Annotated in this window: 8 protein-coding genes; 5 read left to right on the forward strand and 3 right to left on the reverse strand. The window is 71.8% G+C overall.

All coding sequences use genetic code 11. The features are described from left to right. Positions 1–100: 100 nt before the first annotated feature. Positions 101–625 carry a PadR family transcriptional regulator gene (locus tag ABT369_RS57275; protein ID WP_350627094.1) on the reverse strand — a complete coding sequence of 175 codons (525 nt, stop codon included), beginning with the start codon at positions 623–625 and terminating at the stop codon, positions 101–103. A gap of 139 nt (positions 626–764) precedes the next feature. Between ABT369_RS57275 and rph the strand changes: the two genes are divergently transcribed. From rph to ABT369_RS57290, 3 genes are all read left to right on the forward strand, one after another. Next, complete coding sequence (gene rph, locus ABT369_RS57280) at positions 765–3,302, forward strand: rifamycin-inactivating phosphotransferase (RefSeq protein WP_350627096.1); 2,538 nt, start codon at positions 765–767, stop codon at positions 3,300–3,302. Between the two features lie 49 nt (positions 3,303–3,351). Beyond that, the gene (locus ABT369_RS57285; protein WP_350627098.1) at positions 3,352–3,651 is read left to right on the forward strand and encodes a hypothetical protein; all 300 of its coding nucleotides are present in this window, start codon (positions 3,352–3,354) and stop codon (positions 3,649–3,651) included. Positions 3,652–3,852: 201 nt separating this feature from the next. Then, positions 3,853–5,340: a glycoside hydrolase family 43 protein gene (locus ABT369_RS57290; protein WP_350627100.1), complete on the forward strand. Its 1,488-nt coding sequence runs from the start codon at positions 3,853–3,855 to the stop codon at positions 5,338–5,340. Positions 5,341–5,363: 23 nt separating this feature from the next. On the opposite strand, the gene xynC is transcribed toward ABT369_RS57290, so the two are convergent. Further along, entirely contained in the window at positions 5,364–6,986 is a 1,623-nt protein-coding gene (xynC, locus tag ABT369_RS57295) for a glucuronoarabinoxylan endo-1,4-beta-xylanase XynC (protein WP_502891969.1), read from the reverse strand. Positions 6,987–7,350: 364 nt separating this feature from the next. Between xynC and ABT369_RS57300 the strand changes: the two genes are divergently transcribed. Both ABT369_RS57300 and ABT369_RS57305 read left to right on the forward strand, forming a co-directional pair. Beyond that, on the forward strand, positions 7,351–8,781 hold the full coding sequence (locus ABT369_RS57300; protein ID WP_350627104.1) for an arabinofuranosidase catalytic domain-containing protein: 1,431 nt from the start codon (positions 7,351–7,353) through the stop codon (positions 8,779–8,781). Between the two features lie 109 nt (positions 8,782–8,890). Then, positions 8,891–10,354: a sigma-70 family RNA polymerase sigma factor gene (locus tag ABT369_RS57305; protein ID WP_350627106.1), complete on the forward strand. Its 1,464-nt coding sequence runs from the start codon at positions 8,891–8,893 to the stop codon at positions 10,352–10,354. A 55-nt stretch (positions 10,355–10,409) separates the two neighbouring features. On the opposite strand, the gene ABT369_RS57310 is transcribed toward ABT369_RS57305, so the two are convergent. Next, on the reverse strand, positions 10,410–11,078 hold a 669-nt coding region (locus ABT369_RS57310; RefSeq protein ID WP_350627108.1), incomplete at its 5' end, for a ricin-type beta-trefoil lectin domain protein.

Consider the following 11,078-nt stretch of genomic DNA (forward strand, 5'->3'; position numbering starts at 1 on the left):
ACGGCGACGATCTCCCCGGCCGCGACCGACATCGAGGCCCCGGCGAGCGCGGCGGTGGACCCGAACGACTTGTGCAGGTCCTCGGCGGACAGCAGGGTGGTCATCGGCGGACATCCTTGGCGAGGTCGTCGAGGCGGGCGGTGGTGAGCTCCAGCCAGCGGAGGTCGGCCTCGAGGTGGAACAGGGCGTGGTCGCAGATGAGCTGGTCGGAGAGGTCCCCGCCGGCCTTGCGGCGGGTGAGCTCGCGCATCAGCCGCAGGTGCTCGGCCCGCTGGGTGTCCAGGACGTCGGCCGCGGGCCGTCCGGTGGACAGGGCGAGGACGACCTTCATGTACAGCGTGCTCTGCAGGTATGGCTCGGGCTTCTCGGGCTGGGCGAGCCAGCGCTCGACGTCGGCGACTCCGGCATCGGTGATGGCGTAGCGCTTGCGGTCGGGGCCCTCGCCGGACTCGACGGAGTCGACGGTGACCAGGCCGTGCTTGAGCAGCCGGGACAGGGTCGCGTAGACCTGGCCGTAGGCGAGGGGCCGGTCGGCGCCGAAGCGCTCGTCGTAGGCCCGCTTCAGGTCGTACCCGTGGCGGGGGCGGGTCTCGAGCAGCCCCAGGAACGCTTGACCGATGGACATGCCCAGGACTCTACACGACCGGTATACATCATGTGTATACCGGTCGTGTAGAGAGCCTGAGCTGGGACGGTGCGGAGATTGAGGGAATCCAGGCCTTCGCGAAGCCGGAGTATTCCTTCCCACCTTAATATATAGCAATATGGGGGGATTGCGGCAAGAGCCGGGTTGTGCTGCAGAATCGGCGACCGTGCGTGTTGTGGCTTTTCACGAAGTAGACGAGACCCAGGTCGCGGCGGTCGGCGGCAAGGGCGCGAACCTGGGCGCGCTGTCGCGGCTCGAGGGCGTCAGCGTCCCGGACGGCTTCTGCGTGACGACGGACGCCTTCAGGCAGGTCGTGGCGGGCGCGATCGACGATCTCCTCGGTCGGCTGGCGCGCCTGGACCCGGACGACCGGGAGACGGTCCGCGCGCTCAGCGCCCAGATCCGCCGGGCCGTCGAGGAGATCGCCATCCCGGACGATCTCGCGGCCGAGATCACCGGCGCGCTGGCCCGGCTCGGCGAGCGGGACGCCTACGCGGTGCGCTCCAGCGCGACGGCCGAGGACCTGCCGACGGCCTCGTTCGCCGGCCAGCAGGACAGCTACCTGAACGTCGTCGGGCCGGCCGAGGTCCTGCGGTACGTGAGCCGGTGCTGGGCCTCGCTGTTCACCGAGCGGGCCGTGACGTACCGCCGGCGCAACGGCATCGACGACCGGGCGGTCAGCATGGCCGTGGTCGTGCAGCGGATGGTCGACCCGCGCGCGTCCGGCGTCATGTTCACCGCCGACCCGGTCACGTCCAACCGGACGGTCACCTCCGTGGAGGCGATCGCGGGCCTCGGCGAGGCGCTGGTCTCCGGCCTGGCGAACCCGGACACCTTCACGGTGCGCGACGGCGAGATCGTCGCCAAGCCGGTCGGCGCGCTGCTCACCGACGCCCAGGTGCTTCGGCTCGTCCGGCTCGGCCGGCGGATCGAGGCGCACTTCGGCCGCCCGCAGGACATCGAGTGGTGCCTGGCCGGCGACGACTTCCGCATCGTGCAGAGCCGGCCGATCACCACGCTGTTCCCGATTCCCGAGCGCGGCGACGACGAGCACCGCGTCTACCTCTCGGTCGGCCACCAGCAGATGATGACCGACGCCATGAAGCCCCTCGGGATCTCGTTCTGGCAGATGACGACCCCGGCCCCGATGGCGGTGGCCGGCGGCCGTCTGTTCGTCGATGTCACGCAGCGCCTGGCCGTACCGTCGGCTCGGGAAGCCCTCCTGGACCTCATGGCGAAATCGGATCTGCTCACCGCCGACGCGGTGCGCACGGTCCTCGATCGCGACGGCTTCATCCGGCCGCTCCCCGACGATGGCCCGCTCAGGCCGCTGGCCGGCGGTGCGCTCGAGCCGATCGAGACCGACCCGGCCGTCGTCACCGAGCTGATCGGGCGCGGCGAGGCCTCGGTCGCCGCCGCGGAGCGCGAGATCCGCACGAAGTCCGGCGAGGCGCTGCTCGACTTCATCCGCGCGGACATGCAGGAGCTGCGGCGCCTGCTGTTCGACCAGGAGAGCCGCCGGGTGTACATGCCGGCGATGGAGGCCACCTGGTGGCTCAACGAGCGGCTGGAGGAGTGGCTCGGCGAGAAGAACGCCGCCGACACGCTCGCGCAGTCCGTGCCGCACAACGTGACCTCGGAGATGGGGCTGGCGCTGCTCGACGTCGCCGACGCGATCCGCCCGCACCCGGACGTGGTGGAGCGGCTGCGGCACGTGGACGGTGACGGCTTCCTGGAGGAGCTGCCCGGGCCTGTGCGCGAAGCCGTCGAGGGCTGGCTGCGCAAGTACGGCATGCGCTGCGTCGGCGAGATCGACATCACGCGCCCGCGCTGGAGCGAACGCCCCTCCACGCTCGTGCCGCTGATCCTCGGCAACATCAGGAACTTCGAGCCGGGAGCGGGTGCGCGGCGCTTCGAGGCGGGCCGGCAGGCGGCCTGGGACAAGGAGCGGGAGATCCTGGCGCGCCTCCGGGAGCTGCCGGACGGCGAGCACAAGGCGGCCGAGACGAAAGAGCGGATCGACCGGGTCCGGACCTTCATCGGCTACCGGGAGTATCCGAAGTACGGCATGATCAGCCGCTACTTCGTCTACAAGCGGGCCCTGCTGGAGGAGGCGGACCGCCTCGTGCGGGCCGGGGTCCTGCGCGACCGGGAGGACATCTACTACCTCACCTTCGACGAGCTCGGCGAGGTCGTGCGCACGAACCGCGCGGACGACTCGCTCATCGCCGCGCGGCGGGGGGAGTTCCGGTGGTACGAAACGCTCACGCCGCCGCGGGTGCTCACCTCGGACGGGGAGGGCATCACCGGGTCGTACCGGCGCGACGATCTGCCGCCCGGCTCGCTCGCCGGCCTGCCCGTCTCCGCCGGGACCATCGAGGGGCGGGCCCGTGTCGTCCTGGACATGGCCCAGGCCGACCTCGAACCGGGCGACATCCTCGTCACGGCGCACACGGACCCGAGCTGGACCCCGCTTTTCGTGGCCGTCGCCGGGCTGGTGACGGAGGTCGGCGGGCTGATGACGCACGGCGCGGTGATCGCGCGGGAGTACGGGCTGCCGGCCGTCGTCGGCGTGGTGGACGCGACTCGGCTGATCGCCGACGGGCAGCGGATTCGCGTGCACGGCACGGAGGGGTACATCGAAGTGCTGCCGTAGGTGGCAAGCAGCGCACGGCTCGCAAGACCGCGGCCGTATGATGCGCGCCGTGAAGCGGTCGGTTGGAGCCTGCGTTCTGCTCGTCCTGCTCGCCGGGTGCGCCGCGCCCCCGGTGGCACCGGGCGGTGTGCCGGGGGCGCCGACCACCGGCGTGCGCAGCCTCGCGCCGGTCGCGGTGTCGGCCGATCCGGCGGCGTGCACGGCGCCGCAGCCGGCGCGGGCCGACCCGTTCCCGTACAACCGCGACGCCGCCGGGCGCGACGCCACGCTCAAGGCCGACGTCCAGGTGTTCTGTGCCGAGGCGGACGAGTCGACGTTCGACGGCCGCCTCGAGTGCCTCTGGGACTGAAAGTTTCCACACCACGTACCGATAGCGGCGTGCCGTCACTCGATCCTGGTCGGCCTGGCTGGGCAAGGAAGCGTGCTGGCCCGGCGGCGCGGCAACGGTGCGCATTGCCCCGGCCCGCGAGCCTCCCTACGCTTCCGGGCATATTGCCCGAAACGCCGGTCGTCACTTCGTCCAAGGCATGCTGATCGGAGCCATCAAAGGATGACCAACCCCGTCATCGCCGGATTCCACCCCGATCCCAGCGTCTGCCGGGTGGGGGAGGACTACTACCTCGCCTGCTCCAGCTTCGAGTACTTCCCGGGCGTACCGATCTTCCACAGCCGGGATCTCGTGCACTGGACCCAGATCGGCAACGCGCTCGACCGCCCGAGCCAGCTGGACCTCCCGGCCGGCACCGCGTCGTCGGGCGGCATCTACGCCCCGACGCTGCGTCACCACGACGGCCGGTTCTGGCTCATCACCACGAACGTCAGCGGCGGCGGAAACCTGCTCGTCACCGCGACCGACCCGGCCGGCCCCTGGTCCGAGCCGATCCCGCTGCCGGGTGTCCTCGGCATCGACCCCGACATCGCCTGGGACGACGACGGCGCCTGCTGGTGCACGTTCGCCGGGGTGTCGCAGGTCCGCATCGATCCGCACACCGGGCAATGCCTCGGCGAGCCGCGCCGGATCTGGTCCGGCACGCCGGGCGCCAAGGCCCCGGAAGCGCCGCACCTGTACCGCATCGGCGACTTCTGGTACCTGCTGCTCGCCGAGGGCGGCACCGAGCGCGGGCACGCCGTGTCCATCGCCCGCGGCCCCAGCCCGGCGGGACCGTTCGAGCCGTGCCCGCGCAACCCGATCCTGACCCACCGCGGCACCGACCGCCCGATCCAGAACACCGGGCACGCCGACCTGGTCCAGGCGCCGGACGGCTCCTGGTGGATGGTGCTGCTCGGCGTCCGGCCGCACGGCGGCACACCCGGCTGGCACGTGCTGGGCCGCGAGACGTTCCTGACCCCGCTGCGCTGGGTCGACGGCTGGCCGGTCCCCGGCGACGTGTCGCTCTGCGCGCCCGAGCCGCCCTGGCCGCTGACGGCCGCGGCCGCCGAGCCGGTCCGCGACGACTTCGACCTCGCCGACCTGCACCCGCGCTGGATCTCGCTGCGCGTCCGCACGCCCGAGCACTGCACCACCGGCGACCGGCCCGGCTGGCTGACGTTGCGCGCGCGGGGCGGCTCGCTCGACGACCTCGACGTCACCTTCGTCGGCCGGCGCCAGCAGGACCGGTACTGCGGCGTCCGGACGGCGATCGACGCGTCCGGCGGGCGCGGCGGGCTCGCGGTGCGCCTCGACGAGCGGCACCACTACGCGATCGAGATCGCGGACGGCGAGGCGCGCGTGCTGGCCCGCATCGGCCCGCTGCGCACGGTCGTCACGGCCCGGGCGGTGCCGGACGGTCCCGTGGTGCTCGGGATCGACACGGGGCCCTTCGAGGGCACCCACGACTCCCGCAGCGGGCCGGACTCCGTGTCCCTCGGCCTCGCCCGGCCCGACGGGAGCCTCGACGCGCTGGCGACCCTCGACGGCCGGTACCTGTCGACCGAGGTCGCCGGCGGCTTCACCGGCCGCGTCATCGGCATGTACGCGGAGCACGGCACCGTCCATTTCGACTGGTTCGACTACCGGCCTACCCCGCCGCGAGGCTGACGGCCAGGTGTTCTTCGTGCCGGTCAGGCCACGGTGCAGGGGATGCCGTTGAGGGTGAAGGCCGCCGGTTCGGCGGTGTTGCCGGTGTGGGTGGCCTGGAAGCCGAGGTCGACCGAGGCGCCCGGGGCGAGCGTGCCGTTGTAGCTGACGTTGCGGGCGCTCACCTGGCCGCTGGAGGGGGAGAAGGTGGCGTTCCAGCCCGAGGTGATGGACTGGCCCGAGGGCAGGGTGAAGGCGAGCGTCCAGCCGTCGATGGTCGCGGTGCCGGTGTTGGTGATGGTGATGGCGGCCGTGAAGCCGGTGTTCCAGGTGCTCATCGTGTAGGTGACCCGGGGCGCCGTGCCACCGCCGGGCGACCGGCTGGGCGACGGGCTGACCGGGACAGAGGGCGTGATGCTCGCCGACGGGCTGGTCGAGGTGCCGCCGATGCTGGTCACGAGCGTCATCGCGCTGCGGGCGGGAAGCGTGACGGTGATCGAGCCGTTCGTCATGGTGAGCGCGCTCTGGGGCGCGACGGTCCGGCTGGCGTCGGTGAGCCAGTTCGAGACGCTGCCGGACGCGGCGGTGCCGGCGAGGGTGAACTGCTGGGTCACCGACGAGGTGTTCTTGTTGACGGCGACGATGACGACGGTGTTGCCGCCCCGGTACGCCGAGACGAAGACGTTCGACGCCGGGTTCGCCGTCGCGTCGACCCGCACGTATCCGGGGCGGACGAACCTGGCGAAGTGCGCCATCATGGCGCCGCGCTTGCTGATCTGGCCGTCCTCCCGCATCGGGCCGTAGCTGCGCCGCAGGTACCACCAGACGTACGCCTGGAACTCCGCGTCCACCATGGCGTGGTGCATGTGCTCGGCAACGTCGAGCGCCCCGGGCCAGGCGTCTGCCGAGTCGGTGCTGTTGGGGTAGTAGACCTCGGTCATCCAGAGCTCTTTACCCGCGCCCTTCTGCTGGAATAGCGGGTACGGGAAGTTCGCGTACGGCGTGCCGTAGAGGTGCGCCCCGATGATGTCCACGTTGGCCAGCGCCGCGGGGTCGTTGAGGATCGGGTCCGACATGGACTTCACGTACTGGAAGGACTCGGGCGCGATCACCCGGGTGCTGATCGCGCCGGCGTTCGCCTTCAAGAAGTTGACGATCTCGGTAGCGGTCCACCACGTCCACGTCGAGGCATAGTCGGGCTCGTTCTGCACCGAGATTGCGTACAGGTTCACGCCGTTGTTGCGCATGTAGGTGGTGAAGTCGTTCAGGTGCTGGGCGTAGGCGCCGTACGCGCTGTACTTGAGGCGCTTCGCGTTGGTCTGACTGCCACGGGTGAAGGTCTCGGTCATGCCGGCCGGAGGGTTCCACGGCGAGGCGAAGACCGTGGCCCCGAGCGCGGCCGCGCGCTGCGCCGTCGCCAGGTCGCGGCCCCAGTCCGACTGGTTCTCGTTCACCGGAATCCTCAGCAGCGAGAACCCCAGACGGCCTTCTCCGGTGCCGAACGCGGTGTCCCGCTGCGCCGCCGTCAGGTCGCCGGCCCACACGGCGTGGGACATGGCGCCGAAGCCGCGGATCGTCTGCCGCGGTGCCGACGGATTGACATTCGCCGTCGCGGCCGAGGCCTCCGTGGCCCCGAGGACCGACGCCGCGACCGTGAGGATTGGCACGGCCCCCACGGTCGTCAGGACGGCTCTGCGGCTCAGCAGCCTGCTCTCGCCGGGCTCCTGCTGATCTTGATTCATGACTCGCCCTTCCGGTCGTCGGTGCTGGCGATTGTTATCGCTCACAATCGCTTGTGTCGAACGGTGGGCGGCGCAATGCGGAGTTGTTCCGCAGTGAACCCCGGTGCGGCATGAAAGTTCCAATTCGACGTTGCGAGACTCATCCGCAGCTCGTGTCATAACACTTTTGCGATTGATTGGCCGGCGACGGATGCGCCCTTGAATTGCCGGTGCATTTCTGGCACCGTCGGCGACGCGTTGTGAGCGCTCACACATCGGCACCGTATGAGCCCCCAGAAGGGACACCCCGATGTCTGCACCCTCCACCCGGCGGCGGCGCTGGCCGCTCGTCGCCCTCACCGCCGCGCTGACCGTCGCCGCCGCCGGCGTGACCGGCACGCACCTCGCCTCCGCGGCCACCACCGGCTGCCGGGTCACCTACACCGTGACCAACCAGTGGCCCGGCGGCTTCGGCGCCAACGTCGACGTCACCAACCTCGGCGACCCGGTCAACGGCTGGCGGCTCACCTGGACGTTCACCGCCGGGCAGACCATCACCCAGCTGTGGAACGGCACCGCCGCCCAGTCCGGCGGCGCGGTCACCGTCACCAACGCCGCCTACAACGCCGCCATCGCCACCGGCGCCACGGCGAGCCTCGGCTTCAACGGCACCTACACCGGCTCCAACCCGGCCCCGGCCGCCTTCGCGCTCAACGGCGTCACCTGCACCGGCGGCGTGAGCGGATCGCCGAGCCCGAGCACCTCCACGCCGCCGCCGCCCGGCCCGGCCGGCCCGTGCGACATCTACGCCGGCGGCGGCACACCCTGCGTCGCCGCGCACAGCACCACCCGGGCGCTCTACGCCGCGTACAACGGCCCGCTGTACCAGGTGCGGCGCTCCTCGGACAACACGACCCGCGACATCGGCGTGCTCAGCCCCGGCGGCTACGCCAACGCCGCAACGCAGGACACGTTCTGCGCCGGCACCACGTGCCTGATCACGATCATCTACGACCAGTCCGGCCGCAACAACCGGCTCACCCAGGCCCCGCCCGGCGGCTTCCAGGGGCCGGCCGCGGGCGGCTACGACAACCTCGCCAACGCCACCGCCGCCCCGATCACCATCGCCGGGCACAAGGCCTACGGCGTCTACGTCGCGGCCGGCACCGGCTACCGCAACAACGCCACGAACGGCGTGGCCAAGGGCGACCAGCCCGAGGGCATGTACGCCATCTTCGACGGCACCCACTACAACGGCGGCTGCTGCTTCGACTACGGCAACGCCGAGACCAACAGCCGCGACAACGGCAACGGCACCATGGAAGCCATCTACTTCGGCAACATCAAGGTTTGGGGTTACGGCACCGGCAACGGCCCCTGGGTCATGGCCGACCTCGAGAACGGGCTGTTCTCGGGCGTCAACGCCGGGTACAACGCCAACGACCCGAGCGTCAGCTACAGGTTCCTGACCGCGATCGTCAAGGGCGAGGCGAACCACTGGGCCATCCGCGCCGGCAACGCCCAGTCCGGCAGCCTGTCGACGTTCTACGACGGCAAACGCCCGAACGTCAGCGGCTACAACCCGATGAAGAAGGAGGGCGCGATCATCCTCGGCATCGGCGGCGACAACAGCCACGGCTCCGCCGGCACCTTCTACGAGGGCGTCATGACCTCCGGCTACCCGAGCAACGCCATCGAGGACGCGGTGCAGGCCAACATCACGGCGGCCGGCTACCGCTGATCCGCACGGCCGGAGCCGGTCGGGGGAGCCGGGACTGCTTGACAATGTCCCGGGCGGTATGCCGAGATGGACACCCGGCTCCCTCGACCGCAACGGCCGGTGATGGCATTTGGCAACGACGAAGGCCGGCCGGGCATCCCTGGCCGCGGCGGCGAAAGCGGGTGACGAGCGCGCGCTCGGCGACCTCCTGGAGGCGCACCTGCCGCTGGTGTACACCATCGTGCGCCGCGCCCTCGCCGGGCACCCGAACGCCGTCGACGACGTGGTGCAGGAGACGATGCTGCGCGCGCTGCGGCAACTGCCGTCGCTGCGCGAACCGGAGAGCTTCCGCGCCTGGCTGGCCGCGATCGCCGTCCGGCAGGCCGGCACCTCCCTGCAGCGCGAGCGCATCACCGCCGGGCGGCGGGCGCCCCTGGAGGCGCTCACCGATGTGCCGGACGCCGACGACTTCGAGGACCTCACCGTCCTGCGCGTGGAGCTCTCCGGGCAGCGGCGGCAGGTCGGGCAGGCGGTCGGCTGGCTCGACCCCGACGACCGGGTGCTGTGGTCGCTGTGGTGGCTGGAGATCGGCGAGGAGCTGACCCGCGCCGAGCTCGCCGCCGCGCTCGGCGTCGGCGTCGTGCACGCCGGTGTGCGCATCCAGCGCATGCGCAACCGGCTCGAGCAGGCGCGGGTGCTCGTGGCGGCGCTGGACGCGCGGCCCCGCTGCCCGTGGCTGGACACGGTCGTCGCCGGCTGGGACGGCATCCCCGGCCCGCTGTGGCGCAAGCGGATCGCCCGGCACACCCGCTCCTGCGTGGCCTGCGCGCGAACCGCCGAGGGGATGGTCGGCACCGAGCGGCTCCTGTCCGGCTTCGCGCTGTTGCCGGTACCGGCCGCGCTCACCGGCGCCCTGGCGGCCCACGACACCGTCATCGGCGCCGGCACCGCCTACCCCGCCGTCGTCAAGGCCACCGCGAGCGGCTCGGCCAAGGCCGGCTGGCTGGCCGGCCTGCCGGTCGCGAAACTGGTCGTCGCCGGCTCGCTGACCGCCGGGGTCGTGGCCGCCGCCGCGACCTGGCCGGCGGGTGAGCCCTCGCCGCCGCCATCGTCGGCGGCGAGCCCCTCCGGCCAAGCGCCGCCGCCGTCATCGGCGCCGCCGGTCGCGTTGCGTCCCGGGCCGGTGTCGCTGGAGTTCGCGGCGGCCGCCGGGCGCTACCTCGGCACCGACGGGCAGCAGCTCGGCGTCCTCGTGGAGCCCCGCACCGCATCCTCGCGGCAGCGGGCCACGTTCGAGGCGGTGCCGGGCCTGGCCGACGCGAGCTGCTACTCGTTGCGGGCCGCCGACGGGCAGTACCTGCGCCACTCGTCCTGGCGGCTGCGGCTGAGCCGCAACGAGGGCACGTGGCTGTTCCGCGGCGACGCGACGTTCTGCCCGCGCGCCTCGAGCGACGGCGAGGTGATGCTGGAGGCGTCGAACTACCGCGGGTACTTCATCCACCGCGAGGGCGACCAGCTGTGGGTGCGGCAGGCGGACGGCACCGCGGCGTTCCGCGCCGAGAGCACCTTCCGCGTCCGGCCCGCGCTGGCGTAGGCCGGTGTGGCGGTGGGAGCCCACCGCCACACCGGCCCCGGTGGATCGGCTCAGCTCAGCTCAGGCTGAAGCGCTGGTTCGCCCCGCCCCAGCAGTCGTACAGCTGCACCTGCTGGCCGTTGCCGGTGCCCCAGACGTCCAGGCAGCGCCCGGACTGCACGCCGGAGATGGTGCCGTTGCTGTTGACGTTCCACTGCTGGTTCGTCTGGCCGTTGCAGCTGTAGACCTGGATCGCCGCACCGTTGCCGGACCCGGCGGCGTCGAGGCACATGTTGCCGTACACCTGCAGCTGCTTGCTGGACGTGTACGTCCAGGCCTGGTTGGTCTGGCCGTTGCAGTCGTAGAGCTGGACCCGGGTGCCGTTGGTGTGCGACGCGTTCGGCACGTCGATGCAGCGGCCCGACTGTGCGCCGACGATCCGGCCCCCGCCGCCGCCCCCCGTCGTAGGCGTGGGCGATGGGGACTGGGTGCCGCCGCCGGTCGGCGAGGTGGTCGGGCCGGCGGCGTTGAGGGCGTTGAGGACCGAGGTGTAGGCGGCCTTCTTGTTGCCGCCGCCGTCGAACAGCAGCGGGCTCTCACCGGAGCGCCACGAGTCGCTGTCGCGCACGCCCCACACGGTGATGCCGACGCAGCGCGGCACGTTCATGCAGGCCTGGGTCAGCCCGGCGTACTGCGACGTCGACGCGTTGGTGACGTCGACCTCGGTCAGCGCCACGTCCACACC

The sequence above is a fragment of the Dactylosporangium sp. NPDC000244 genome (assembly GCF_040300725.1).
Taxonomy (GTDB): domain Bacteria; phylum Actinomycetota; class Actinomycetes; order Mycobacteriales; family Micromonosporaceae; genus Dactylosporangium.

What these genes read in the sequence shown, in the direction of transcription:
- ABT369_RS57275 (WP_350627094.1), bottom strand. Translation starts at nt 625, where the DNA reads ATGTCCATCGGTCAAGCGTTCCTGGGGCTGCTCGAGACCCGCCCCCGC.
- rph (WP_350627096.1), top strand. Translation starts at nt 765, where the DNA reads ATGGGGGGATTGCGGCAAGAGCCGGGTTGTGCTGCAGAATCGGCGACC.
- ABT369_RS57290 (WP_350627100.1), top strand. Translation starts at nt 3,853, where the DNA reads ATGACCAACCCCGTCATCGCCGGATTCCACCCCGATCCCAGCGTCTGC.
- ABT369_RS57300 (WP_350627104.1), top strand. Translation starts at nt 7,351, where the DNA reads ATGTCTGCACCCTCCACCCGGCGGCGGCGCTGGCCGCTCGTCGCCCTC.